General features: G+C 33.4%; 26 protein-coding genes. 4 read left to right on the plus strand and 22 right to left on the minus strand.

From position 1 onward, the window contains the following. Positions 1 to 75 precede the first annotated feature (75 nt). On the plus strand, positions 76 to 1,305 hold the full coding sequence (locus BKH45_RS04900) for an ammonium transporter (RefSeq protein WP_095274413.1): 1,230 nt from the start codon (positions 76 to 78) through the stop codon (positions 1,303 to 1,305). Here BKH45_RS04900 and hypE read toward each other — a convergent pair. Further along, positions 1,302 to 2,312, minus strand: a complete 1,011-nt coding sequence (hypE, locus tag BKH45_RS04905) for a hydrogenase expression/formation protein HypE (protein WP_095274362.1) — start codon at positions 2,310 to 2,312, stop codon at positions 1,302 to 1,304. The two genes, BKH45_RS04900 and hypE, sit on opposite strands and share 4 nt — an antisense overlap. 235 nt (positions 2,313 to 2,547) lie before the next feature. On the opposite strand from hypE, the gene aldA reads away from it, so the two are divergent. Then, positions 2,548 to 4,002 (plus strand): aldehyde dehydrogenase, encoded by a 1,455-nt coding sequence (gene aldA, locus BKH45_RS04910; RefSeq protein ID WP_095274363.1) that lies wholly within the window; start codon positions 2,548 to 2,550, stop codon positions 4,000 to 4,002. Between the two features lie 36 nt (positions 4,003 to 4,038). On the opposite strand, the gene BKH45_RS04915 is transcribed toward aldA, so the two are convergent. From BKH45_RS04915 to BKH45_RS04970, 12 genes are all read right to left on the minus strand, one after another. Beyond that, positions 4,039 to 5,397 (minus strand): outer membrane family protein, encoded by a 1,359-nt coding sequence (locus BKH45_RS04915; RefSeq protein ID WP_180675631.1) that lies wholly within the window; start codon positions 5,395 to 5,397, stop codon positions 4,039 to 4,041. A 44-nt stretch (positions 5,398 to 5,441) separates the two neighbouring features. Then, entirely contained in the window at positions 5,442 to 5,765 is a 324-nt protein-coding gene (locus tag BKH45_RS04920) for an L-rhamnose mutarotase (protein WP_095274414.1), read from the minus strand. A gap of 18 nt (positions 5,766 to 5,783) precedes the next feature. Beyond that, positions 5,784 to 6,605 (minus strand): amidohydrolase family protein, encoded by an 822-nt coding sequence (locus BKH45_RS04925; protein WP_180675633.1) that lies wholly within the window; start codon positions 6,603 to 6,605, stop codon positions 5,784 to 5,786. 10 nt (positions 6,606 to 6,615) lie between these two features. After that, positions 6,616 to 7,812: an L-fucose:H+ symporter permease gene (fucP, locus tag BKH45_RS04930; protein WP_095274366.1), complete on the minus strand. Its 1,197-nt coding sequence runs from the start codon at positions 7,810 to 7,812 to the stop codon at positions 6,616 to 6,618. A gap of 20 nt (positions 7,813 to 7,832) precedes the next feature. Next, the gene (locus BKH45_RS04935) at positions 7,833 to 8,612 is read right to left on the minus strand and encodes an SDR family oxidoreductase (protein ID WP_095274367.1); all 780 of its coding nucleotides are present in this window, start codon (positions 8,610 to 8,612) and stop codon (positions 7,833 to 7,835) included. Positions 8,613 to 8,622: 10 nt separating this feature from the next. Further along, positions 8,623 to 9,906: an MFS transporter gene (locus BKH45_RS04940; RefSeq protein WP_095274368.1), complete on the minus strand. Its 1,284-nt coding sequence runs from the start codon at positions 9,904 to 9,906 to the stop codon at positions 8,623 to 8,625. Positions 9,907 to 9,929: 23 nt separating this feature from the next. Then, on the minus strand, positions 9,930 to 11,102 hold the full coding sequence (locus tag BKH45_RS04945; protein ID WP_095274369.1) for a UxaA family hydrolase: 1,173 nt from the start codon (positions 11,100 to 11,102) through the stop codon (positions 9,930 to 9,932). Further along, positions 11,099 to 11,365 carry a UxaA family hydrolase gene (locus BKH45_RS04950; protein WP_095274370.1) on the minus strand — a complete coding sequence of 89 codons (267 nt, stop codon included), beginning with the start codon at positions 11,363 to 11,365 and terminating at the stop codon, positions 11,099 to 11,101. The genes BKH45_RS04945 and BKH45_RS04950 overlap by 4 nt, the downstream gene beginning before the upstream one ends. Beyond that, positions 11,362 to 12,267 carry a dihydrodipicolinate synthase family protein gene (locus tag BKH45_RS04955; protein ID WP_095274371.1) on the minus strand — a complete coding sequence of 302 codons (906 nt, stop codon included), beginning with the start codon at positions 12,265 to 12,267 and terminating at the stop codon, positions 11,362 to 11,364. The genes BKH45_RS04950 and BKH45_RS04955 overlap by 4 nt, the downstream gene beginning before the upstream one ends. A gap of 201 nt (positions 12,268 to 12,468) precedes the next feature. Continuing rightward, complete coding sequence (locus BKH45_RS04960; protein WP_095274372.1) at positions 12,469 to 13,206, minus strand: helix-turn-helix domain-containing protein; 738 nt, start codon at positions 13,204 to 13,206, stop codon at positions 12,469 to 12,471. Next, on the minus strand, positions 13,196 to 15,496 hold the full coding sequence (gene hypF / locus BKH45_RS04965; protein WP_180675635.1) for a carbamoyltransferase HypF: 2,301 nt from the start codon (positions 15,494 to 15,496) through the stop codon (positions 13,196 to 13,198). The genes BKH45_RS04960 and hypF overlap by 11 nt, the downstream gene beginning before the upstream one ends. 12 nt (positions 15,497 to 15,508) lie before the next feature. Further along, entirely contained in the window at positions 15,509 to 16,507 is a 999-nt protein-coding gene (locus BKH45_RS04970; protein WP_095274374.1) for an agmatine deiminase family protein, read from the minus strand. A gap of 73 nt (positions 16,508 to 16,580) precedes the next feature. Here BKH45_RS04970 and tsaD point away from each other — a divergent pair, with 73 nt between their 5' ends. Then, complete coding sequence (gene tsaD / locus BKH45_RS04975; RefSeq protein WP_095274375.1) at positions 16,581 to 17,627, plus strand: tRNA (adenosine(37)-N6)-threonylcarbamoyltransferase complex transferase subunit TsaD; 1,047 nt, start codon at positions 16,581 to 16,583, stop codon at positions 17,625 to 17,627. A gap of 140 nt (positions 17,628 to 17,767) precedes the next feature. Here tsaD and BKH45_RS04980 read toward each other — a convergent pair whose 3' ends face one another. From BKH45_RS04980 to BKH45_RS05005, 6 genes are all read right to left on the minus strand, one after another. Continuing rightward, entirely contained in the window at positions 17,768 to 18,229 is a 462-nt protein-coding gene (locus tag BKH45_RS04980) for an N-acetyltransferase (RefSeq protein ID WP_095274376.1), read from the minus strand. Then, positions 18,226 to 19,206 carry a phosphatidylglycerol lysyltransferase domain-containing protein gene (locus BKH45_RS04985; protein WP_095274377.1) on the minus strand — a complete coding sequence of 327 codons (981 nt, stop codon included), beginning with the start codon at positions 19,204 to 19,206 and terminating at the stop codon, positions 18,226 to 18,228. Before BKH45_RS04985 ends, BKH45_RS04980 begins: the two co-directional genes overlap by 4 nt. Positions 19,207 to 19,341: 135 nt before the next feature. Then, complete coding sequence (locus BKH45_RS04990) at positions 19,342 to 19,899, minus strand: DJ-1 family glyoxalase III (RefSeq protein ID WP_095274378.1); 558 nt, start codon at positions 19,897 to 19,899, stop codon at positions 19,342 to 19,344. Positions 19,900 to 19,982: 83 nt separating this feature from the next. Then, complete coding sequence (gene efp, locus BKH45_RS04995; protein WP_095274379.1) at positions 19,983 to 20,546, minus strand: elongation factor P; 564 nt, start codon at positions 20,544 to 20,546, stop codon at positions 19,983 to 19,985. A gap of 15 nt (positions 20,547 to 20,561) precedes the next feature. Next, complete coding sequence (locus tag BKH45_RS05000; RefSeq protein ID WP_095274380.1) at positions 20,562 to 21,485, minus strand: class II fructose-bisphosphate aldolase; 924 nt, start codon at positions 21,483 to 21,485, stop codon at positions 20,562 to 20,564. A 21-nt stretch (positions 21,486 to 21,506) separates the two neighbouring features. After that, positions 21,507 to 22,346 (minus strand): peptidylprolyl isomerase, encoded by an 840-nt coding sequence (locus BKH45_RS05005; RefSeq protein ID WP_095274381.1) that lies wholly within the window; start codon positions 22,344 to 22,346, stop codon positions 21,507 to 21,509. A gap of 121 nt (positions 22,347 to 22,467) precedes the next feature. Here BKH45_RS05005 and BKH45_RS05010 point away from each other — a divergent pair, with 121 nt between their 5' ends. Beyond that, entirely contained in the window at positions 22,468 to 23,175 is a 708-nt protein-coding gene (locus BKH45_RS05010; RefSeq protein ID WP_095274382.1) for an EI24 domain-containing protein, read from the plus strand. Here the strand turns inward: BKH45_RS05010 and crcB are convergent. The 3 genes from crcB to BKH45_RS05025 form a co-directional block, all read right to left on the minus strand. After that, the gene (gene crcB, locus BKH45_RS05015; RefSeq protein WP_180675637.1) at positions 23,169 to 23,549 is read right to left on the minus strand and encodes a fluoride efflux transporter CrcB; all 381 of its coding nucleotides are present in this window, start codon (positions 23,547 to 23,549) and stop codon (positions 23,169 to 23,171) included. The two genes, BKH45_RS05010 and crcB, sit on opposite strands and share 7 nt — an antisense overlap. A gap of 65 nt (positions 23,550 to 23,614) precedes the next feature. After that, entirely contained in the window at positions 23,615 to 24,313 is a 699-nt protein-coding gene (locus tag BKH45_RS05020) for a uroporphyrinogen-III synthase (RefSeq protein ID WP_180675639.1), read from the minus strand. Position 24,314: 1 nt separating this feature from the next. Continuing rightward, positions 24,315 to 25,751: an acetyl-CoA carboxylase subunit A gene (locus BKH45_RS05025; protein ID WP_095274384.1), complete on the minus strand. Its 1,437-nt coding sequence runs from the start codon at positions 25,749 to 25,751 to the stop codon at positions 24,315 to 24,317. Between the last annotated feature and the right edge of the window lie 60 nt (positions 25,752 to 25,811).

The raw sequence follows: 25,811 nt of genomic DNA on the forward strand, positions 1-25,811 counted from the left end.
AGGTAAAAAATAATGAAAAAAAATTTATTTTTTTTGGGATTTATTCCTAATATCGTTTTAGCACAAGAAACCTCTATAGATGGTGCAAATACTATTTTTATACTTTTTTGCACGATATTGGTTTTATTGATGACACCTGCATTGGCAATGTTTTATTCCGGAATGGTGAGAAGTAAAAATTCTTTAAGTGTGATTATGAATTGTTTTGTTATGTTTGGAATTATTACATTCCAATGGGTGGGGCTTGGATATACTCTGGCATTTGGAGAAGATATAGGCTATGGATTATTAGGGAATCTTGATAATATGGGTCTTTATGGCATTGAAGGCAACAATGAACACGGTGTCCCCAATAGTTTGTTTATGATTTTTCAAATGATGTTTGCCATCATAGCCGCAGCTATTTTTACAGGTTCTTTTGTGGGGAGAATTAAGTTTAGTGTATTGATTATTTTTACTCTTATTTGGACAACTTTAGTCTATGATTTACTCGCACATTGGATATGGAGTCAAAAAGGCTGGCTGCTGCAAAAAGGATCTCTTGATTTTGCCGGAGGTGGAGTGGTGCATATTAGCGCAGGAGTAGCAGGACTTGTAGGGTGTTTTTTTCTAGGCAAACGAAAAAATATTTCCGGTATTTTCCCTCACTCCCTTCCTTACTCATTCTTAGGGGCAGCTCTTCTTTTATTTGGTTGGTTGGGATTTAATGCCGGAAGTGCCGGAGGTATTGACAATATAGCCGTTAATGCTTTTATTACAACTTGTTTATCAACAGCAGGGGGGATATTAGGTTGGATCACCATAGAATGGATTAAATATAAAAAACCAACTCTATTGGGAGCCATTACAGGTGCGCTAGCAGGACTTGTAGGTATTACCCCGGCTGCCGGATATGTATCTCCCTTAGCAAGTATATTGATAGGTTTTTTGGCATCTCCTATTTGTTTTGTCGCCATCACATGGCTTAAAACAAAATTAAACTATGATGATTCTTTAGATGCTTTCGGACTTCATGGAATAGGAGGGATTTGGGGTGGTATTGCCACAGGAATCTTTGCTTCAGCCTCCATCAATCCGGAAGCTACAGGAGAAGGAACTTTAGGTCAAGGACTGCTTTATAGTGGGAATATGGCGCTTTTAACAGAGCAAATTTTTGCTATTATTATTTGTGTGGCTCTTTCCGGGATTGTAAGTTTGGCCGGTTTTAAAATTATTTCTTTATTTACCTCTTTGCGAGTGAATGATAAAGAAGAACTTGAAGGCTTGGACATTGGTATTCATGGAGAAGAAGCCTATAGGATTTAGCAAATTCTAGGCAAAAGTTCACCTTGTGGGTAATCTAAATATCTTTTAGAGCCCCAAGCATTTTTTAGAATAACACGAGGTGTGCTAATATCTTCTCCTTCAACCCTTCCAATAACAACAGCTTCTTTTCCATCAGGATGTGCTTTTAAAAGGGAGCAAACTTCTTTGGCATATTCCATAGGAACACCAAGTACGCACGCACCTTCATTCGCCAAAGAATAAGGCTCAAGCCCAAGTATTTCGCATACCCCTTGGACTTCCTTGAGAATAGGGATGCTTTGTTCTTCCAAACAAATATTCACTTTTGAATTATTTGCCCACTCATTCATTACCCCGGCTAATCCTCCACGAGTTGCATCTCTGAGGGCATGAATGGGGATTTGGGTTTCAAAAACCCTCTCAAGCATGGGATAAAGTTGTTTGCAATCGCTTTTCAAATCTGAATGTAACTCTATCTCACTTCTGGAACAAAAAATAACGCACCCATGACTTCCAATATTACCGGTTAAGATAATAGCATCTCCTTGTTTGAGATTCTTTGATGAAATACTATGTTTTTTAATCTCCCCAATAGCTGTTGTATTGATAAAAATCTTATCCGTATTGCCTTTAGGGACAACTTTAGTGTCTGCAGAAAGTATTTTAATACCTGTGTATCGTAATTCTTTAGCCATTCCTTTTAATATTTCTTCAAGTTCTTGTATCTCCAATCCCTCTTCCAGGATAAAGCCAATGTTAATATATTTAGGTTTTGCCCCCATCATTGCTACGTCATTACTGCTACCACAAATACTAAGCTTTCCTATATCCCCACCGGGGAAAAATATTGGAGTAACAACATAAGAGTCTGTGCTGACTGAATAAGTTGTATTTTTGTCATTAGAAAAAACTCCTGCATCCTCATCCAAGCTGAGTAAAAAATCTCCTAAGTATTTTTTAAATACTTTATCTATCAATTCATTGGTCTCCCTCCCACCATTTCCTTGAGCTAAAGTAATTGTTTTCATTAAACTACCTTCAAAAATTTTATATGCTTGTATCTTATCATACTTCTATAAGTATTGTGTTACATTATATAACATTTTATAAATCACTTCACATACCTATAATACAGCATTTTTCTAAAGAATGATAAAAATCATTTTCAAATTTGAAAAGATTTATCATATTTGAAAAACACTTATATAAAAATGACTCTTTAATTTGATAGTATCAAAATACAATTCATCATAAGGAGTTTAAATGAATGTCAAAAACTATCAAATGTATATCAATGGAGAATTTCTCACCTCTAACAATCAAGATGTTATAGAGGTTTTAAATCCTGCTACCAAGGAGATTATCTCTACCATCCCAAATGGGACGGTACAACAGGCACAAATGGCAATTGATGCAGCTTATCGCGCACAAAAATCATGGGAAAAACTTCCGGCAATCCAAAGGGCAAATTATTTACGTGAAATTTCGAACCAAATACGAAAAAATGCTGATTTTCTCGCAGAAATTATCACTCAAGAACAAGGAAAAATCTTACCTTTAGCAAAAGTGGAAGTAGATTTTACTGCCGATTATATAGATTATATGGCAGAATGGGCAAGAAGGTATGAAGGAGAAATTCTTCAAAGCGACAGACCTAATGAAAATATATTTATTTTTAAGCAAGCAATTGGAGTAACAACGGGTATTCTTCCGTGGAATTTTCCTTTTTTCCTCATTGCAAGAAAAATGGCTCCGGCACTCTTAACAGGGAATACAATAGTTATTAAACCCAGTGTTGAGACACCCAATAATGCTTTTGAATTTGCTAAACTCATACATCAAACAAGCTTGCCCAAAGGGGTATTTAATCTTGTTTCCGGTCATGGCAGAAGTGTGGGCAATGAGCTTGCAAGCAATGAAAAAGTTGGTCTTGTGAGTTTTACAGGCAGCGTAGAAACAGGTGTAAAAATCATGGAAGCAGCTTCAAAAAATATTATAAAGGTCTCTTTAGAATTAGGAGGCAAAGCTCCTGCTATTGTTATGAAAGATGCTGATATCACTGAAGCTATCAAGCATATCAAAAATTCTAGAATTATCAATACAGGTCAAGTTTGCAATTGCGCTGAGAGAGTCTATGTTCAAAAAGATATTTACCAAGAATTTGTCGATAAAATGACTCAAGCAATTTCAAAGGTAACTTATGGTAATCCCTTAAAACAAAGCAATGTGGATATGGGTCCTTTAGTATCTCAATCAAGTTTAGAAAGTGTTGCCAACATGGTAGAGCGTGCGCTCAAAAATGGGGTAAAAGCAACTACCGGAGGAAAAATATCAAGCGATACTTCAGGGTATTATTACGAACCTACAGTTTTAATAGATGTCAAACAAGATATGGAGATTATTCAAAAAGAAATTTTTGGTCCTGTGCTTCCTATTTTGCCTTTTGATACTTTTGATGAAGCAATTGAACTGGCAAATGATTGCGAATATGGTTTGACTTCATCTATTTATACCAAAGATATTGATATTGCAATGCGTGCAAGCAAAGAACTTAAATTTGGTGAGACCTATATTAATAGAGAAAATTTTGAAGCTATGCAAGGATTTCATGCAGGCTTTAGAAAATCCGGAATTGGTGGGGCTGATGGAAAACATGGTCTTGAGGAATATCTTCAAACTCATGTTGTTTATCTTCAATATAATACAAATGCCAAATAAAATGCCTATATCCCAATTGGGATATAGGACTTAAAATCATAAAACATAGTTAATATACATAAATACGAAGCTCTTATCTCTATAGTTATTTTTAGTCAAATAACTCTTAAAGATTGAATAACCTTTTTTTGTCTCATCATTCATATATTCTAATCTCAAATCTACATTTATATTTTTACTAAATATATAAGAAAGCATCAAAGCCAAAGATCTCTCATTACTGCGTGGGCTGTAAGTAAGACGACCCGTTACATTCCAAGAAAATTTATCATATTTTGATCCTCCAAATACAACCAAATTGGTTGAATCTTTACCAAAAAAATCACTCCATGTAGGACCCACATCATAGAGAGTATAAACCCAAGTATTAAACCTTAAGGGATTTCCATAAGCACCAATTAAGCTATTGGGATTGCCAAAATTTTTATAAAATCCCCCTCCAACATAATGATTTTTAATATAAAATTCTTCGCGCACAAAAAGTGTTACGCCCCCATCTCCTCTTTCTCTACCAATATAACCTTCCGGATTATACTCTGTAGCCTTTTGCTTATCAAAAATTGGTCCATAACCCCAACCCGGATAAGATGGCAAATCTCTTGTTCTTTTTTCGTGAATGGCACCTAACATCATAAATGTTGTTTTTGAACGATATTTTGAACCAAAGCTTTTATCATGAATAACTTTAAATCCAGGGGCTACATAAGCTCCGGGTTGATAATAAACATAAGGTTGTACAAAAAATGCATTAAACTTAGCATCAACTCCAAAAACAAAAATACCAAAACGATTAAGTTCCGCATTTCTGGGAGTAAAATGATTCAACCATTCATATCCCGCAGAACTTCTTCCATACGAATAAAGTGCCCATGCTTTAATATCTGAATTTCCGGCATGCATTTGTATGCCTTCATTGTGCCCGCTAAACCAATCCAAACCTTCCATGTCATATCTTCCAACTTTAAATCCAAAGTTTTCGCTTTGATAAGATAAATAAGCATTAATGACTTCTCCCCATGCGGGCATATAAATTTCAGTAAATCTCCCTGCGGTATTATATTTTAATCTTGAACTGATAGAATCTGCAGGCAATAATCTTGATCCATCTCTTGTGGAATCATAAGCCACGCCACCTACTATACCCTTCAATCCCATTTCAAATCCATGCGTAAGATTAACTTTAACCCCTAAATTCCCACTCAAACTCCAGAAGCTATTATTAGGATAAATAGCCTTGCTTTCATTTATTGTTTTATTATTTGATAATCCAAATCTGGTAGCTGAAACAACCCCACCACTTACCTTGTAATCAAAACCATCTACATCATAATCAAGAGCATAACCATAACCCATTCCCACAAGAACCATAAAAATAATTGTATTTAATTTCTTCATTTTATACCTTCCCATTTTAAATTTTTAAAGTTTTTAAATCTTGGTTAATCTAAGTGATAAACCTCCTCCATATCCGCCCACCACTCCCCTTTTTTAGCACTTTCTATTGGCAATTGACAAATATCTGTATGTTGCCACCATAATTTCGTCATTTCATCTTGTGCCATTTTTTGCATATCTGCCTCAAAGTCTTCCCCAACGTATTCAAAATAACCAAATAAGAATCCATCCCTATAAAAAATAGAATAATTCTGTATATGGCATTTTTTTATCATCGCATTCACCTCCTTCCAAGGTGAAGCATGCAATTTTTTATAATCTTGAAGTTTTTCAGGTTTTACTTTTATGATTTGCCCGTATCTTCTTATATTGCTCATTATTTCTCCTTATAATTGATAAAATGTTTTTGCATTTTCATAAAAAAGCTTCTGTTTTATTCTTTCATGTTTCATTTTTAAACATTCCAGAATAATACTTATCCATTGAGTAACATTTGTATAGAGATTACAGACCGGAAAGTTTGATCCATACATCACTCTATCTTCACCAAATGCATCTATGCAAAAATATAAAAGATATTTAAAATCTCTTAAAGATACTTTAGAAAAATCTACTCCGGAAATTTTACACACCACATTTGGAAGTTTGGCAAGCAAACAAATAGATTTTTGATACCTTTGAAACTCCAAACTTTTCAGATAATTTACATCTAAGTTTGGATTACCTAAATGATTGAGGATTATGCGAGTTTTTGGAGATTCTTTAGCGCATTCATACATATCCTCTAGCTCCTGTGTACGCATACAAGCCTCAAAAACAAGCCCTTTTTGCCCTAAAATTTGCAACCCTGCTTTAAAATCATCTTCCAAACACCTTCCCTTTTTTGCATCAGGGGTATGTAGCACTTCTCTAATGCCTTTCAAAAGGTGATTCTCAGGGATCAGCATAGAAGCTTGAAGCTTGTCTCCGATAATCATTGCTTTAATTTTTTTATCATTTAATTTTAAAACATACTCATTTTCTTTATTTTTATCATCTCTATGAGAATCTACTTCAATATAAACAGCCCCTTCTAAATCATTATTCTTATATTCATCTAAATAATTTTGAATAAAATAATTATGGTTTAGGCTTGGAAAATTTTCTAACCAAGCAAGTCTCAAAATCGATAAATCCCAAATATGAAAATGAGAATCAATAATTTTCAAAATTTCCTCCTTATGTCTTCGTTTTGCAGCCAAATGCTCCATACCAAGCCACATAAGCAAAACAAGGAACAAGCAGCAAATAACCATAGCTAGTCCCAAAATTATCAGATACCTTGCCCATTAAATAAGGCATAATAGCTCCCCCTACGATACTCATTACAAGCAAGGAAGATCCAAATTTAACATGTCTGGTATGCAAATCTTTAGTGGCTAAGGCAAAAATAGTTGGGAAAGAAATACTCATAAAGAAAAACACGCCAATCAATACATATACTGAAACAACAGGAATACCCATAAATAAAATAGCGCCTAAAATCACATTAATACCACTATAAATAGCCAGAAGTTTTTGAGGACTAAAAATTTTCATTAATGGTGTTGTAAATACTCGTCCAAGCATAAAGGCTACAAGGGCGGCACTCAAATAATAAGCTGCTTTTTCATCACTTAATTCGGTCCAATGTTCCGTAGCATAATTAATAAAAAATGCCCCTGCTCCTACTTGTGCGGCAACGTATAAAAATTGTGCCAATAGCCCAAAATTAAAATGAGGATAAGAAAAAATCTTTTTCAAACAAATATGTTCATGGACATCTTCTTCATCTTTTAAATTAGCTTGAGGCATTTTTACAAGAATAAAAACAAGCATGATTAGCAACACTATAAAGGCAATCCCTACATATACTCCTTGAACATTGCTCATATTCTTTTCTAAATGTCCATTAGCAAGAGATAAAAATAAATGTCCCCCCAAAATAGGACCCACAAATTGCCCCACTCCATTAAAAGATTGTGCAACATTAATTCTAAAGGCGGCATCTTTTTCTTGACCTAATTTAGTAATATAAGGGTTGGCATTTGTTTCCAATGATCCCAAGCCGCAAGCCAAAACAAAAAATGCAAATAAAAACAAATCAAAATCTGCTCCATTGCTAGCCGGAATAATAAGCAATGCTCCAATAGCATAAAGTAAAAGTCCAACAATGATCCCGACTTTATAAGAGAATCTATTGGCAATCCAACCTGCCGGCAAAGCCATCACAAAATATGCACCAAAATATGCAGTTTGTAAAAGCCCTGAATTAGCTTTGGTAATCCCAAGATGAGTTTGAAAATTTTTATTCATAACATCCAGAAGTCCATAGCTTAACCCCCACAAAAAAAATAGCGAGGTTACTAATATGAAAGCAATCTTAAAATTCTTCATTATTTATTCCTTTATTTTAATTAAGTTAATGCCCGATCCAAATGCACATACCCCCCATCTACAAAAAGTATTTGACCGGTTGTATGTGACGAGATGGGAGACAAAACAAATACAGTTGTGGTTGCAATTTCTTCTGCTGTTGTAAGTCTTTTTCCTAATGGGATTTTTTTCCCAATTTCTTGAAGTTTTTCTTCAGGATTTTCAAAATTTTTTAACCATTCCAAATAAAGAGGTGTAAGCACTTCAGAAGGAACAATTGCATTGACACGAATATTGTCTTTTGCTAAGGCTGCAGCCCATTCTCTTGTTAAAGCCAGCTGTGCTCCCTTTGCAGCTGCATAAGCAGATGTCTTTCCTTGTCCGGTTAATGCAGTCTTTGAACTTACATTGATAATAGACCCTTGTGATTTTTTTAGATAAGGCAAACAATGATGAACCACAGTGTAATAATGGATTAAGTTACCTTGCAGTGAATCCATAAATTTTTCATACGGAGTATCTTCCAGAGATAAATTATCATTAGCTCCTGCATTATTTACTACCCCATATAAACAACCATATTTTTGAATAATTTTTTCAATCAGACTCCCAATAATTTCATTTTCTCTCAAATTGATTTGATAAAATCCATATTGAGGTTGTAAGCTTGCAATTTCTTCTTCGAACTCTTTGCTCAGTGGCGATCGGGATAAAATTACAGGAATCCCACCTTCTTTTGCGATTGTTCTTACAATGCTTGCTCCTATCCCTTTTGCTCCTCCTGTAACAATAATGACTTTATTTTTTAATTCCAAATCCATAATTTGCTCCTCAAGTAATTTTAAGTTTATATTTTAAGTGTATAAGCATACAAGCTCCTAAAAACCCTATTAATGCCAAAATAGTAAACCCGGCATATGAGGTTCTTGTCCAATTTTCAATTGTCTGTTTCAATAAAGGTGCAATGAAACCTCCCAGATTTCCAAACGAACCAATCAATGCAATCCCCGCAGCAGCATTTTTGCCTTCCAAAAAACGCGTAGGCATATTCCAAAAAATTGGCTGTATGGCTATAAATCCGACAGCTGCAACCACAATGCCAAAAATAAATAAGAAAAAAGAAGGAGCAAAAGCTGCAATACTCACTCCAATATCTGCAAGCAATAATAAAATAATTGCATTTTTTGCCCAAGTTTTTCTCTTATCTGTAAAATAAGTTATTAGTGGCATTAAAAATAATGTAAATATCCATGGGATCATGAAAAATAAACCTACTTCAAAACCTACTTTTGATTCCAAAAAATATGCAATCTTGGTTGGAAGATAAAAAAACACCGCATACACATTAACCTGTATAGCAAAATACACAAAAGTGAATTTCCACACCAAAGGATGGATCAAGGTAGAAAAAATAGTTTTAGGGCTTACAGAATGTTTTTCTTTCTCATCTTCTTGTAATGCTTGATTCAAAATATATTTTTCATTTTCATCTAGCCAATAAGCTTTTGAAGGTTTATCTACAAGAAAAATAAAAGCAAAAATCCCAACAATAACAGTAATGCCTCCATGAATAAAAAACATCCACTGCCAATTGCTAAACCAAAATGATGGCGCATATTGAAGTATCCAACCCGTAAATGGTCCTGAAAATATCAATGCTAAAGGCACTCCGGATTGATAAATACCATATGCTCTGCTGCGATTTTGATGGGGAAACCAATAGCTCAAATAAAGAATAATACCCGGAGAAAATCCCGCTTCTGTTACTCCAAGCAAAAATCGCAAAATATAAAAACTTGTTTCATTGCGTATAAAAATCATACACATCGTAACAATACCCCAAGTGATCATAATGCGACTTAGCCATATTTTTGCCCCAACTCTATGGAGTAAGATATTGCTTGGAATCTCAAAAATTGCATACCCGATAAAAAATATCCCTGCCCCCAGCGCATAAGCAACATCACCAATACCTATGTCAATTTCAATATATTCTTTGACAAATCCAATATTAGATCTATCAATCATAGACATCACAAACATCAAAACAATAATAGGTAATATTCTGTAACTGACTTTTAGTAGAATCTTGTCTAAAACTATTTTATTTTTCATTATTGTTTCCCTTTAAACTCCCTTTAAACAGATGTTGCTAATCTCCAAATAGAAAAGTCATTTTGACCATTAATTTCTGCTTTTACCTGCTTTCCTTCTGAAACTTTCACAATCATTTCTAAAATTATATTTCTTACATCTTCCATACTCTCCACACCCCTAATAATTCCCCCTGCATCAATATCAATCATGTCATTCATTTTGACAAAGGTAGCAGTATTCGAAGATACTTTAATTGTTGGGGTTATCGGAGAACCTGTTGGAGTTCCCCTCCCCGTTGTAAAAACACATAAATTACACCCTCCTGCTACCATGCCCGAAAGTTGTTCAATATCATTTCCGGGCGTATTCATAAAAGTAAGTCCTTTTTGAGTAATAGCCTTAGCATAATCAATAACATCTACTACATTTCGAGTGCCTGCCTTATAAATACAACCTAATGATTTTTCTTCTATTGAGGACAAACCTCCTGCAATATTTCCCGGAGAGGGATTGGCTCCTCGAATATCTGCATGAGAGTTGATAACATTTTCTTCATATTGCTTGATAGTATGGAGAATTTTTTGTTTTACTTCTTCGTTTTGGGCTCGTTTTGCCAAAATATATTCAGCTCCGATAAGCTCTGTAGTTTCTGCTAAAATGACTGCCCCCTTGCAATCAATAATATAATCACTTACCAATCCAAGTGCCGGATTTGCAGATAAACCCGAAAAAGAATCACTTCCGCCACATTCAGTCCCCAAAACCACATCAGAAAAATCCCCATCTGAAATTTTTATATCTAAACGCTCATGAAGCATTTTCTGCACAATTTCTATACCCTTTTGTATCGTTTTTATATTGCCCCCACATTCTTGAATATTAAGATAAGCAACTTCTTTATAAGGAGTCCTTGTTTGGATCTCTCCAGCGACTTCTTTAGCTTGCACTACCTCACAACCAAGCCCCACCACCAAAACTCCATAAACATTTGGATTGCATCCATGACCCACTAATACATCTTGAGTTTGTCTTGCATCATAATCAAGCTCCGAACACCCATGTTGATGAGTGATATAGACAGATCCTTGCGTATCTTTGGCTATTTTTTCAACAACTTTATTAGCACAATGCACACTAGGGATAATCAAAATATGGTTTCTAAAACCAAAACTATTATCATCTCTCCTATAGCCTTTTAAAATAAAATTCTTCATAAATCCCCTCTCCCTCTAATTCCTTCAATATTATGAACATGTACATGTTCCCCTTGTCCAATATCACTACAAGCAACACCAATATGCTCCCCATACTTAATAATAAAATTACCCTTTGGAATATCACGAATTGCAAATTTATGCCCCATAGGAATATCTTGCAAAATTTTTATTTTTAAATCACTAAGCCATGTATTAGCTTCCAGATTTTCAAGAGTAGTAGCCACATTATCTTTGGCATTAACTATCAATACTTTTTTCATAAACTTGCCAACCCTACCTCTTGAGAAATTTTTGCAAGGATATTTCTTGCTTCTTCTTTTTTAAACTTTAGAGCATCCAATGTTTTTAGAGAGATTGGATGGATGCTTGTATTGGCAATCTTGAAACCTCTAGCCTCTAACAACAAAGCATATCCAAGTGGAAAAGCAACCTCTTGAGCAAAAGCAATTGCTTTGATGATTGATTTTTGAAATTTATACATTCTTTCGTAGTCTTTGGCTTGATATGCCTTATAAATCCCACTCATAATCTCAGGAAATACACCCCCGCACGATGTCATACTTCCCTTAACTCCTGCTTGAAGTGCCCCGGCATAATACTCTTCTCTGCCTACAAAAACATCAAAATCACAACGATCTAAAATATGCATTAAATCTACTGCAGATCCACTGGAATCCTTCATGCCTACAATATTTTTTTCCTTAGAAAGCTCTTGAATAACTCGCAAACTCATATTAGGAGCAAACATAGGTATATTATAGAGATACAAAGGAAGCTTTACCTTTGAAGCAATAAATTTAAAATACGTTATTAGAGTATCCTCATCCATTGGATAATAAAAAGGCGGCTGCAAAAGCAAGGCATCACAACCTGTTTTTTTTGCCTCATTAGCCAAATAAAGCGTTTCTTCATAACATACGCTTCCAATCCCGGTAATAACAGGAACTTTTTTGTTAGCTACTTCAATGCTAAGCTTCATTAATTGCACTCTTTGAGCAACCCCTATTGCCAGACCATCTCCGGCAGATCCATTACAAAATAATCCATCTAAGCCATTTTCTAAACCAAATAAAGCAAGCTTCATGTATTCTTTTTCATTAACACTTTTATCGCTATTATAGGGTGTCAGCATAGCTGGAAATGTTCCTTTCAAAACGCTCATTCTTATCTCCTTAATTTGATATTGTCTATTTATTCTCACTTTTTTATATTTAAAATAATCATTTATATTTAAAAAATTGGAGTTTATTTTTATTATTTGTTTATTTTAGTAACAAATAAGTATTTTTTATTTCAAATAGTTACATGACAAGAATGAAGAAATATTGATTAAAATGTCTATAAATAGGCATAAAGCAGGCAATTATAAATAAAGAGATTTCGTTTTAGGATTGTGGAGTAGGTATTTTAACGTGGATTTGAGAGTATATTCATTATCTAAAATATTAATATAAGGAACGGTAATAGCACCCAAAATTTTATTGGTAGCACTTGAAAAAACAGGGACAGAAAGGTCAATCACTCCTCCTACATACGCCGATCTCAATATAGAATATCTTTTATGTGCGATTTGTTTTAGTTTTTTGATCATTGCTTCTGAATAAGCATTATGAAATTTAAGAATCTTATCTCGTAAAGATGCATCCAAATAAGACAAAATAAGAATTCCGGAATTTGTCGTATGGATGGGCTTGGTAAAACCTATTTTAGTATAAAATCCCAAAGGAGAGCTCCATTGTGCTTGAGCAATTACAGATGTATTGGTATCTGTCTGTATCGCCAAATGGCAAGATTGATTGACTTCTTGGCTGATTTCATTTAAAATGGGCATAACAAGTTCTATTAATGTGAAATTACTCCGGAATTGATTTCCCAATACAAATACTTTAGGCGTCATCATATATCGATCTGTTTGAGATAGTTTTTGCAAGTAACCGTTAAGTTCTAAAACATAAACCATCCGATAGATTTGTGATGTTTTGATCTGAAGTCCATCTGCCAAAGCTTGAAGACTAATGGGTTCTTTGATCATAGACATAAATTCAAGAATTTTAAGACCTTTACTCAAAGCAGGCGCTGCATATTTTTGCTTATTTTCCATTAAAATCCTTATTTTGATATTGAGCATAAACTGCCTGACCAAAGGAGATGCAACCATCATTGGGAGGTAACAATTGGGGCATATAAAATTGATAATGGTGAAAATCAAATAATTCTTTAATACGATCACATAAAACTTTATTTTGAAATACACCTCCACTAAAAACAACAGGATAAGGATTATATTTTTGTGCAAACAAAAGGGTAATTTGCGCCAATGTATATATAAAATTTTTAGCTACTTTCGAAATCTTACCATTTAAAATATCTGCTTGCATTTCTAAAATCATCGGAACAAAATCAATCACTCCTTCTTGTGTCAATATAAAAGGATAACTTTCTTTACCAATATGATCTTTTGATAAAGCTTCCAAAATCATCCCGGCTTCACCTTCATAGGTATTTTCTTCCAGCAACCCACATAAACTGGCCACCCCATCAAACAACCTACCTACAGAAGTGGTTTTAATAGCATTAATATTTTTTTCAAACATCATTTTTAGTGTTTTTGATTCTTGTAGGGATAATTTATTTTCATATTGATGAATCAAATCATTAGCCCCGCTTTGTAATGCCAGACCATAGCCTATTTTATAAATTTTTTTAATTGCCCCCTCACCCCCAAGCAATGAAAATTCCTTTATATGTCCTACTCTTTGGATTTCTTGCAGATTCCCCAAAAATATTTCACCACCCCAGATTTTTCCATCATTTCCCAATCCGTTTCCATCCCATACAATCCCCAACATTTTATCCTTTGGAGAAATAGATTGATTTTTATACATCACTTCGGCAAAAATAGCACAAAAATGAGCATAATGATGCTGTATTTTTTCATTTATACATTGTAATTGTATAGATTTTTTAGCACTTAATATACTTGAGTGATAATTTTGATGCAAATCGCTTATCAAGATATCCGGTTTTATACAATAAACTTTACTAAAAAATTCAAATATTTTCTCATATCTCTGCATACTGTTAGGATTATCAAGATCTCCTATAAAAGGCGAAATAAGATATTCATTTCCCATGCTATAAGTAATATTTATCTTTTGTTGCGCTCCCATTCCAACGCAAACTTTTGATTTTTTTGGGTTTGGAGATTTTTGAAAATCTAAATTTAAGGGCGCAAGTCCTCTTCCTAAACGCATCACTCTCATTTTCCCTGCTAAAAATTGCACAATACTATCATCTATAGGTTGGAGAATATTACGATTATAATCTAATACCCCATCAAAAATATTTCCCATTTTTTCTTTGAACTCCTCAATTGAAGCTATGATAGGCTCCCCACTCAAATTTGCACTTGTAAAAACAAGGGGAAAATCAAGTGATTGCAAAATAAGATGATGAACCCCGCTATAGGGCAATATGATTCCTACAGTATTGATATTTGGGGATACAAGAGAAGATAAGCAGGAATTATTTTTTTTTACCAAAACAATAGGAGCAGCCGGAGAATTCAATGCCTCTATTTCAAATGTATTTAAATCTGCAACTTTCAATGCTTCTTGTGTGTTTTTCACCATAATAGCAAATGGTTTTTGGGGACGATTTTTATTTTTTCTAAGCGCACAAATGCTAGCATCATTCCTGCCATCACACACCAAAGCAAATCCTCCTATGCCCTTAATAGCAATAATTTTACCCTGTTTGATTGCATGGACAGTCTTTGTTATAGCAACGCTATCCTCATAACATATATTATTGGAATCATAAAATTTAAGCGTTATTTTGCACTCCGGGCAAGAATTTGGCTGGGCATGGAATCGACGATTTAGCGGATTATCATATTCGGTTTGACATTTTGAACACATTTGAAAAAAACTCATAGAAGTATTACGCCTATCATAAGGAAGTGCAGAAATAATACTATAACGAGGACCACAATTTGTGCAAGTGCTAAAAGCATAGCCATAGCGCCTATCTTTTGGATTTTTCATTTCTCTAAGACAATCTTGACAAATGGCTATATCTCTTGGAATGCTACTTTTAAAATCAATTATATTATTTTTACTATCAAAAATTTGAAAATCTAAAAACTTTTTTTTAATCTTATAAGGCTTTATGCTTATTGAATTAATTTGTGAATGGATAGGGGCTTGGGCTTTTAGCCTTGAAATAAAAGTTTGCACATCTGCTATTTCTATGATAATTTCAACTTTTCCTCCTAAATTTCGAACCCAACCTTTTGCTTGCATTTCAAGCGCAAGAGTATAAACAAATGGACGAAAACCTACGCCTTGAACTGTACCATCAATAATAATCCTATAAATATTAGCACTCAATAATATAACCTGCTAGTAAATTTGCATACTCACGCAATGTAAGCTTCCATGTTGTCTAATAAGCACAGAACAATCAATACCAATTACCTCTATATTTTTACAAACTGATCTTAAAATATTCAAAACTTCTTGATCTTTTTCATCTTGGTATAAAGGCACAAGCAAAGCATTATTAATAAATAAAAAATTTACATAACTTGCGGGTAACCTTTGATTTTCATAATATATTGGCTTGGGAAGTGGCAAAGGAATCAAATCGTAAGCCTTTCCCTCTTTTGTCCTAAGTCTCAAAAGTTCTTCTTCCATATTATGAAGCTCTTTATAATGCTCATCATCTCTGTCTTCACACTTTACATAAGCAATTGTATGGGGATTAAGAAATCTTGCCAGCGTGTCAATATGGCTATCAGTATCATCTCCTGCAAGATAGCCAAAATGAAGCCACAGAATTTCTTTAATACCCAGATATTGTTTGAGTTTCTCTTCCAGTTGATTTTGGCTCAAAAATGGGTTACGATTAGCCTGTAGAAGACATTGTGTATTCGTAAGCAACCTACCCTCTCCATCTGTATCTATGCTACCTCCCTCAAGAATAATGGGCATCATCTCAAATTCACCTTTCAATACGCCTTTGGCAAAAAGTTTTCGACTAATCTGATTGTCAAAATTAGCGCTAAATTTTAATCCCCAACCATTAAAACCAAAGTCTAAAAGCTTGATTTTTTTGTTTTCTACAACGCTAATAGGTCCAAAATCTCTAGCCCAAGTATCATTTGTACGAAGAGAAATTATCTCAAGAAAAGAGGAAGTATATTTTTCAAGTATTTTTTTACCTTCAAAATCTTGTGTATCTACGCACACAATAACTTTTTCAAATTTTATTATTTGTTTTATAATAGCCAAAAAATTTTCTCGCGCTTCCTCAATATAATCTTTCCAATCACTCTCTTTATGAGGAAATGCCAACATGATAGCTTGTTGTTTTTCCCATTCTGCTTTCAGTCTTCTCATTTATACTCCCAAGTTTGGTTATAATTCTACATCTATAAGTTTAAGATGAAATTCTACACTAAAATGGAAAAATATGATTTTAAGTATTGAAAGTAGTTGTGATGATAGCTCCATTGCTATTACAGAAATCTCAAGCGCAAAGCTTCTTTTCCATGCCAAAATTTCTCAAGAACTTGAACATAGCAATTATGGAGGTGTAGTGCCGGAAATTGCTTCTAGACTTCATGCACAAGCACTTCCAAAAATTCTTCTTGAAGCTAAGAATTTTTTGAATCATTCCTTTTCGTTTATCAAAGCTATCGGAGTAACCACCCAACCAGGTTTAAATATCACCTTGATTGAGGGGTTAGCAATGGCAAAAGCCCTCTCTCTTTCGCTTAATATTCCCCTCATTTCTATCAACCATCTCAAAGGACATATTTATTCATTATTTATCAATCAACCTCAAGCCATATTTCCATTAACAGTGCTCCTTGTATCCGGTGGGCATACACTTATTATTGAAGCAAAAGATGCCTCACATATGTCTATTGTGGCTACAAGTATGGATGATAGTTTTGGAGAAAGCTTTGATAAAGTCGCGAAAATGCTTTCTCTTGGCTATCCCGGTGGACCTATAGTAGAAAAATACGCCTCTTATTGTGCCCCGTATTCTGTTTATGATTTTCCTATTCCTCTGAAAAACTCTAAAAAATTGGCATTTAGTTTTTCAGGGCTTAAAAATGCTGTAAGATTAGCCATCATCAAAGAAAATGCAACAGATACCATCACGGATGAATTTCGAGCAAAAATCTGCGCAGGGTTTCAAAAGACTGCATGCAATCACCTTTTGATGCAACTTAAAAAATATTTTAAAAATAAAAAAGACAATCATGATGACATTAAAAATTTTTGTATTGTAGGGGGTGGCAGCGCCAATATTTATCTAAGAGAACAAGTAGCTGCATTATGCAACGCTTTTGATATCCAACTTTTACTCTCGCCTTTGGAGTTTTGTTCAGACAATGCAGCGATGATTGGAAGAGCAGCTATTGTAAAATATATTCAAAAAGACTTTGCCAATCCCCTTACTCTTCAAGCTTCTCCCAAGAGTGATGCAAATGAATTCTTATCCTTATAATTTGAAATTTTACCAAAGGCAACCAATCTCTCCCGGATAAAATTTTGATTTAAGATGAAGATAATGTAAAATCTCCATTACCCTTCCAATAATTAAAATTGTAGATATGGACACATCAGAATAAAGTATTTCTATGGATTTTATTGATTATATTTGACTTGTGAGACATTTAAGGATTTTTTCATTTTTATACCGTCTTTGTTATCATAATATTTTGGTAATATTTTTGTAGGAATAAAACCTAATCTTTTATAAAGCGCAATAGCTTGATAATTGTCCAAACGAACTTCCAAACTAATAAAATCTTTTTGTTTTTGAGAAGCAATACAGGTAGCATATTCACACAGAGCTTTACCAAATCCTTTCCCTTGAAATTGTGGCAAGATCGCCAAAGAATATATCCTCACACTTTTAAAATAAAAAGAAATTAAAATATATCCGGTTATTTTATTTTTTTCTTTCAATATAAAAAGCTTGCCACCCTTATGAATATGATACAAAAAAACTCTACGAGAAAATCTACCTTCTTGAGGCAAAAATGAATCATTTTCTATCTCACAAATTTTGTCTATATCCCTTAAGACTGCTTCTTGAATAATCATTTTTGATAAATTGTATATTTTGGCACAAGCTTTTCGGGACGATAGGACATTTTAACTTTTTTAAGATTTTCAAATCCCATATCATCACCTACATTAAGGTATTCTGTATTGTATCGATCTTTTAAGACTTTACAAAATTCTCGAAATATAAATTGAGCGCAACCTAGTATCTCAAAATCTGTTTTTTCAATCAATACGCTTGCTGTATCTTCCCTGACTTGCTCACCCACTGTGAAGCCCTTCAATTCATCTCCAATATAAATCACCAACCCCTCCAGTCCTAAAGCACTATAATCTTGCAATACTCTCTTCACGGCAAGTCTTTCTTGATAAATACCATCCATAAAAATATCTATTTCTTCTTTGGGCATATATTTTATTCTATCACTTACCCATTTATTAAAAAGATGATTAATGGGTAAAAGATGAGATTCAGGATCAAGTGTTTGTATTCTAAAATCAGGGTAAGCTTTTTTAAATTTATTAATTTCATTGCGCTTGGCATGATAGGCATTACCCTTCAATTCAATCAAATCATCAGTTTTATAAATGTAATCAACAAGCTTTTTTTCAATCACATAATTTTCCAAAGATGAAAAAATTACCTCTCCTTCATTGCTATAAGTGATAAATCCTTCTAAAAAATCATTGCACACATACTCTATCTTAGAGTAGTAATTTGATGAGTTGTTTTCATTCATAATATCAAAACATTTAGGAATAGCATGATAACAATGCTTAGGTTTTCCCAATGGTGGCAGAAGCATAGATAATTCACCTCCTGCCATAACAAAAAGACAAAATGTGTCATCAATAATTTCATAAAAACCACTTGTCCTCGAAAGCCAAATATAATTAGCAGCAAAAGAATAATCACTCACATCTACTTGAGTTTTTTTAAGATATTCCTCCATAATAGTCTTTGTCTCTAAGACAAATGGTTTTAGTTTGTATTCCAAAATATTTATCGTTGCCATCAAAAGCCTTTAGTAAAATTTGGGCGGAATTATACTCTTAAATTTCGATTTTAAAACACAAATTTTAAAAAAGCTATGACAACTTTTATCAATACCAAAAAATTATACAAAATAAAAATCTTCTAATTTTATAATTTACTTACTCAAGGGAACCAACAATCCTTCATACAAATTCTTATAAGTATCTTCCCCGCATAATATTTTTACAATTTCAAGACCAAATAATATAGCTGTAGCCGGACCTGCTGAAGTTACTAAATTTCCTTGAACTACAATTGCTTGATTTTTTCTATTTCCATGCAATCCACTTTCACAACCAGGATAACAAGTAAAATCTTTACCTTCAATCACCCCTGCCTTATCTAAAACAATAGGAGAAGCACAAATTGCGCCTACAAGTTTCTTTTGTGAATAAAGCTCTTGAATAATGCTGATAATATGGGTGTTATTCTTTAAATTTTCCATCCCTTCAAAACCACCTGCCAAGGCAATCCCATCTATATAAGCAGAATCAACGCTTTCTAAAGAAATATCTGCTTGAATCTGAATTTTGTTTGCACCTGTATATAGACCATCTCCATGTAGTCCGGCAACAATTGCCTCAATCCCGGCTCTTCTTAAAACATCAACAATCCCTATAAACTCAATTTCTTCAAAACCATTTGCTAATGGCACTAAAATTTTTTTGTTCATCTTGAAAACTCCTAAATTTATATCCCCATAAAAAATTATAGGGTTTTATAATTATAAAAGAAAGAAGAGAAAAAAAATATAAGTTATTTGACTTTTTCTACATATTCTGAAGTTTCAGTATTGACTCTAATTATCTCACCTTCAAGAACATGAAAAGGAATTTGCACAACTGCACCTGTTTCTAATGTAGCAGGTTTTTTGCTTGCGCTTGAAGTATCTCCTTTGAAATTTGGAGCAGTTTCAATAATTTTTAAAGCAACAATTTGGGGGACATCAACAGAAATTGCTTTGTTATTATGAAAAAGAATTTGCACACTCGTTCCATCTAACATCCATTTTGATGCATCTCCAACTTGTGCATCATTTAATGAAATCTGCTCATAATTTTCAGTATCCATAAATTGATAAGTATCGCCATCATGATAAAGATATTGCATCGTTTTTTCAATCAAATTAGGTTCTTCGCACTTATCGCCGGCATGAAAAGTTTTTTCAATCACCCGACCATCTAAAAAAGATTTAATTTTTGCGCGTACAAAAGCTGCGCCCTTACCCGGTTTAACATGTTGATATTCAACAATTCTATAAGGTACACCTTCAATTTCAATTTTTAAACCCTTTTTTAACTCACTCATTCCTATTGCCATTACCTCTCCTTATAACTAGATCTTATTGGCACTTCCAAGCAAATGCATTCTCTCAACAATAACTTTTTTAATTGCCTCCATACCCGGAGTAAAAAACTTTCTCAAATCAAATTGCGTTTTATCTTCATTGGCGACTCGTCTTACTTCAGCTATAAATGCAATTCGCAAATCAGTATCTGTATTAACTTTATTAATCCCGCCTTTAATGGCTTCTTTTAAAAATTCAAAAGGCACACCTTTGCTGCCTTTCAAATCACCTCCTGTTTTCAGAAATGCTTCCCGAACATAATCAGGTATAGCGCTTGCTCCATGCAATACTAAAGGAATATGAGTAAGTCTTTTTACTTCTTGAAGTCTTTTAAAATCTAATTTTGGTTCACCCTTAAATTTAAAGGCTCCATGACTGGTGCCAATAGCAGGAGCAAGAGAATCAACTTTTGATTCTTTAACAAAAATTTCAGCTTCTTTAGGATTGACCAAAACAGCATCTTTTTCATCTACGGAAATATTGTCCTCTATGCCCATCAGCCTTCCTAATTCTGCCTCAACACTTATGCCTGCTTTATGAGCTATTTGAACAACTTTTGTTGTCAATTCAAGGTTTTCTTCAAAATGATGGTGAGAGGCATCTATCATAACAGATGTAAAGCCTGACTCTATAGCCTTTTGGCAGCTTTCAACAGAAGTTCCATGATCAAGATGCAAGGCTACAGGGATATGAGAGTAACGTTTTGACATTGTTTTTGCCATACCCACTACCATATCAATTCCCATATACTTGATAGCGCCTTCGCTTGCTTGAATAATGATAGGAGAATTGGCTTCATTTGCAGATTCAAAAATTGCCTGCAACATTTCAAAATTTACAAAGTTAAAAGCTCCAACTCCATACCCTTCTTGGTGAGCTTTGAGCAAAATCTCATTGCCGGTAACCAACATAAAATCCCCTTTAGTTAGTGCTTATAAAGACTTAGAAATATCAATTTTAGCTTTTTTTCGTAATTCTTCGATTTTTTGTTTCATATCTTGTTGAAATTTTTTCTCTTTAAGCATACCTTCAATTGTTGCCTTAGCTTGATCGAAGCTATAGGTTACGGGATCATTTTTCTTAATAAGATAGATAATATGATAGCCAAATTCTGTTTTTACCGGTGTTTTTGTATAAGTTCCCGGTTTCAAATCAAAAGCTGCCTTTGAAAATTCAGGGACCATTTGATTTTTTTGAAATGAACCCAGATCACCACCATTTTGAGTATTTTTTGTATTTGGATCAATTGAATCTTTATTAGCAAGCTCAATAAATTTAGCTTCTACTTTTGCCTTAGGAGTTTTATTTAATTCTGAAATAATTTTTTTAGCTTCATCTTCTGTTTTTACTAAAATATGTCTGGCACTAGCTTCTTGTTGGACAAATTGTTGTTTATTATCATCATAGTATTTTTTCAATTCTGCATCAGGGATTTTAGTTTTGCCTATGGCTTCAGCTTGTTTTTTTGCCCATAATTCGACCATAAGTTGTTTTTTGAATGCTTCCATTGCAGCTTTAAAATCAGGAGTTGTATCAAGTTTATCTTTTTGAGCTTGTTTTTCTATCAATATATTATTGATAGCCTGATCAATTAAGGCTTCTTTTTTTGCCTTATCTAACGCATCAAAACTAAAATTTGGAACCCTTTGTTTAATCACATCAAAATCTTTTTCTGTAATAACGACTCCATCAACTGTTGCCAAAGTCTTTGCTCCGGCAAACCCAATACACAATGCACCTGCTAAAATCATACTTACTATGCTTTTATTCATTAAAATCTCCATCATTTAAATTTGTTGCTTTTGAGGCAATACATTTTGTAATCTTACCTTTTAAACTTAAATAAAGTCAATAAAAGCTAAATTTTTATCAAAATTTCAATCAGGAAAAACAATGCTAAGTATTCTTAAAAAAAGCTGGGAAGATTTCTTTAGTTTCAAAATGATCGCTCTTAATCTTCTGCCTATTCTTATTGGGGTAATGCTTTGGGGAGTTATCTTATTTTATTTTCATGAAACAATCTTTGGTTGGTTAGAACATCTGCTTCCTCTAAGTTGGCAAAATTTATTACAAAATCAAGGTTTTTTTGCTCAAATTGGTAATTTTTTCATTAAATTATTCTTATATATATTGCTTATATTTTTTATTATTATTCTTACTTTAATTGGCAATATTTTTATTTCTATTTTTTATACACCCCTTGTTGTTACTTATTTACACAAAAAATACTATCTGGATACTCAATTGCATTCATTTGGGGGAATAAGCAGCTCTATCACGCATTTTAGCAAATCTTTTGCCCGGTTTATTCTTTTTACTCTTATTTTAGTACCTCTTTATTTTATTCCGCTCATTGGAATTTTTGCTATTTTAATCCCACATTTTTTCTTTTTTAAAAGCACTATGATTTTTGACATAGGAAGTTCTATATTTGCAAAGTCAGATTATCAATCTGTTTTATCAAATCACAAAAGCAAGCTTTATCAAATCACAATTATTGCTTATGTTTTTTCGCTAATCCCTATTTTTAATCTTTTCGCAACTTTATTGCAAACAATTTTAATTGCACATTATTTATTCAAAATCAAAGATGATCAATGAAAAAAACTCTTAGCTAAAACCCATCCTATTCCAAGAAATAATAAACCTAGTATATTTGTGCTAAGAATATAAAAAATTGCTTTAAAATATTCTTTTTGATTTATCATCATAAAAGCATCCAAACTGAATGATGAAAAAGTTGTAAATCCCCCAAGAATACCAACTATAACAAAAACTCTCCATTCATTTCCTAAGCCTTTTTGTATTATCAAACAGCTAAATAAACCAATCAAAAAACTTCCTAAAAGATTTACTCCAAAAGTTCCTAATGGAAAAACACTCCAAATTAAAAATTTTAGAGGTAATATTTTTCCTAATAAATACCTCAAGATACTACCTATTGCTCCACCTATCATTACAAAAATAAATTCCATCACCAATCTCTTTAATTTAATTTTATACAAAAATTATCGTAAATTTTTTAAAAAATTACAAATCCTTAAGGAAGTTTTAATGCTAAATCTTTAGCAAACTCTATACAACTATCAATGCTTTGCATAGGACTGATAAATCCCTCCACATCACTATCAAATACACCAAATGTTGTCATGCCAATTGCAACAGCACTATAACTCCCATCCCAACCAAAATTTTGTTTAAATGCCAAATAATGACTGGGAGCAGTAAAAATCAGAATGGATTTTGGAGCAGGTTTATAAGATTTATCAATAATATTTGTTTTGTTTTCATAAGCAATTACTTGTTTGAGTTTAATTTTTGCTTCTAAAAGTTTCGTATCTAGTCCGGAAACAATTTTTTTTGCTCGGAAATATAAAGGCTTTCTGTTTTTTAACAAAGGAATAATTTCACTAGAAAACCCTGAACCATGCGAGTCAATCCCAACATATTCCACATTAAAACGATGTTCTATTAACTTCTGAGCGGTATTTTCACCAATTACAAATGCAGGGATTTCTCTAAAAACTTCAAGCATAGAATCTTCTTGCATGTTTTTTACCAATGATTTGCAAGCATATTTTGAAGTAAATATCAAAGCATCGACTTTCTTGTGAAGTTTTTGGATTTCTATATGCTGCTCTAAAATTGCTTTTTTAATAGGCAAAAGTTCAATTTTATTTACAATCAAAGTCTTTACTTTTAGATTTTCTTTAGAATTAATTAAAACAATCTCTCTCATATTATTCCTTATGAAATGGCAATTCCAAATCATATTTTAAACTCATAGCTTTTGTAATTGCGATAAACACACTATCTTCGGCTTCTTGAACAAGAAGTCTATCAAAATGAGTTTGGATATAAGAAGTATCAAAATCTCCACGCCTAAAATTTCTCTCTTTGCAAATATTGAGTAAAAAATCTGTCGTAGTTCTGATCCCTTCTACTTTGAATTCTTTTAATGCACGAATCATCTTATTTACTGCCAAGTCATAACTACTTGCACGCACGATTACCTTTGCAACCATTGAATCATAATAGGGTGGAATAACATAATCTTTATAAATACAACTATCTATACGTACACAAGGTCCTAACGCCGGAAAATATTCTGTAATTTTACCCGGATTTGGAGCAAAATCCCTATGAGCATCCTCAGCATTAATCCTGGCTTCAATACTAAAACCTTGAGGCATGATATGGTTTTGATGAAGTTCAAGCAATTCACCACTTGCAATACGGATCTGCCTTGCAACCAAATCTAATCCTGTAATTTCTTCCGTAACTCCATGTTCAACCTGGATTCTTGTGTTCATTTCCATAAAATAAAAGCAATTCATATCATCTAATAAAAATTCTACTGTCCCGGCATTGCTATACCCTGAAACTTTTGCAGCCATAACTGCTGCTGCCCCCATTCTACGACGTAAATCCTCACTAATTGATGGACTGGGCGCAATTTCTAATAATTTTTGATGGCGTCTTTGAATTGAACAATCTCTCTCAAGCAAATGAACCACATTCCCATAATTATCTGCTAAAATTTGGAATTCAATATGACGCGGATTCTGAATATATTTTTCCATAAAAACTTCATCATTTTTAAAAAACGCCTTTGCTTCTTTTTTGCAAGTCTCTAGGCTATCCATCAATTGATTTTCATCAAAAACCACTCGAATCCCTCTGCCTCCACCTCCGGCTACAGCTTTGAGAATAATAGGATAACCAATTTTGTGTGCAAAATCTTTAATCTCTGCTTGTGTGTTGTTATTAAGAGGTAGAGTTCCCGGAACAATGGGAATACCATTTTCTTGCATTAAATTTCGAGCTTGATTTTTATCTCCCATTTTTGCAATAACTCCAGGAGCGGGTCCTATAAAAACAAGTCCGGATCCACACACTTTATAGGCAAAATCAGCGTTTTCACTCAAAAATCCATAACCCGGGTGAATAGCTTGAGCGCCACTTTTTTTGGCAATCTCAATAATAGCATCCGGATCAAGATAACCTTTTAAGGGATCTTGACTTATTTTATAGGCTTCATTAGCCATTTTCACATGCAGAGATTGTTCATCTGCTTGAGAGTAAATTGCCACACTTTGGATATTCAAATCATTGCAAGCACGGATAATACGAAGGGCTATTTCACCTCGGTTGGCGATTAGAATTTTCCTAAACATAAGATAAAAACCTTCCTTTTAGTAAGATTCTAGCAAAACAAATCTTAAGCGATTTTAAGT

Origin of the sequence: Helicobacter sp. 11S03491-1 (assembly GCF_002272835.1) — a bacterium.
Lineage (GTDB): Bacteria > Campylobacterota > Campylobacteria > Campylobacterales > Helicobacteraceae > Helicobacter_J.

Bases quoted from the DNA above. Each gene is read 5' to 3' on its own strand.
- hypE (WP_095274362.1), bottom strand. From the start codon at position 2,312: ATGAAAACAATTACTTTAGCTCAAGGAAATGGTGGGAGGGAGACCAAT.
- aldA (WP_095274363.1), top strand. From the start codon at position 2,548: ATGAATGTCAAAAACTATCAAATGTATATCAATGGAGAATTTCTCACC.
- BKH45_RS04915 (WP_180675631.1), bottom strand. From the start codon at position 5,397: ATGAAGAAATTAAATACAATTATTTTTATGGTTCTTGTGGGAATGGGT.
- fucP (WP_095274366.1), bottom strand. From the start codon at position 7,812: ATGAAGAATTTTAAGATTGCTTTCATATTAGTAACCTCGCTATTTTTT.
- BKH45_RS04935 (WP_095274367.1), bottom strand. From the start codon at position 8,612: ATGGATTTGGAATTAAAAAATAAAGTCATTATTGTTACAGGAGGAGCA.
- BKH45_RS04940 (WP_095274368.1), bottom strand. From the start codon at position 9,906: ATGAAAAATAAAATAGTTTTAGACAAGATTCTACTAAAAGTCAGTTAC.
- BKH45_RS04945 (WP_095274369.1), bottom strand. From the start codon at position 11,102: ATGAAGAATTTTATTTTAAAAGGCTATAGGAGAGATGATAATAGTTTT.
- BKH45_RS04950 (WP_095274370.1), bottom strand. From the start codon at position 11,365: ATGAAAAAAGTATTGATAGTTAATGCCAAAGATAATGTGGCTACTACT.
- BKH45_RS04955 (WP_095274371.1), bottom strand. From the start codon at position 12,267: ATGAGCGTTTTGAAAGGAACATTTCCAGCTATGCTGACACCCTATAAT.
- BKH45_RS04960 (WP_095274372.1), bottom strand. From the start codon at position 13,206: ATGGAAAATAAGCAAAAATATGCAGCGCCTGCTTTGAGTAAAGGTCTT.
- BKH45_RS04970 (WP_095274374.1), bottom strand. From the start codon at position 16,507: ATGAGAAGACTGAAAGCAGAATGGGAAAAACAACAAGCTATCATGTTG.
- tsaD (WP_095274375.1), top strand. From the start codon at position 16,581: ATGATTTTAAGTATTGAAAGTAGTTGTGATGATAGCTCCATTGCTATT.
- BKH45_RS04980 (WP_095274376.1), bottom strand. From the start codon at position 18,229: ATGATTATTCAAGAAGCAGTCTTAAGGGATATAGACAAAATTTGTGAG.
- BKH45_RS04985 (WP_095274377.1), bottom strand. From the start codon at position 19,206: ATGGCAACGATAAATATTTTGGAATACAAACTAAAACCATTTGTCTTA.
- BKH45_RS04990 (WP_095274378.1), bottom strand. From the start codon at position 19,899: ATGAACAAAAAAATTTTAGTGCCATTAGCAAATGGTTTTGAAGAAATT.
- efp (WP_095274379.1), bottom strand. From the start codon at position 20,546: ATGGCAATAGGAATGAGTGAGTTAAAAAAGGGTTTAAAAATTGAAATT.
- BKH45_RS05000 (WP_095274380.1), bottom strand. From the start codon at position 21,485: ATGTTGGTTACCGGCAATGAGATTTTGCTCAAAGCTCACCAAGAAGGG.
- BKH45_RS05005 (WP_095274381.1), bottom strand. From the start codon at position 22,346: ATGAATAAAAGCATAGTAAGTATGATTTTAGCAGGTGCATTGTGTATT.
- BKH45_RS05010 (WP_095274382.1), top strand. From the start codon at position 22,468: ATGCTAAGTATTCTTAAAAAAAGCTGGGAAGATTTCTTTAGTTTCAAA.
- crcB (WP_180675637.1), bottom strand. From the start codon at position 23,549: ATGGAATTTATTTTTGTAATGATAGGTGGAGCAATAGGTAGTATCTTG.
- BKH45_RS05020 (WP_180675639.1), bottom strand. From the start codon at position 24,313: ATGAGAGAGATTGTTTTAATTAATTCTAAAGAAAATCTAAAAGTAAAG.
- BKH45_RS05025 (WP_095274384.1), bottom strand. From the start codon at position 25,751: ATGTTTAGGAAAATTCTAATCGCCAACCGAGGTGAAATAGCCCTTCGT.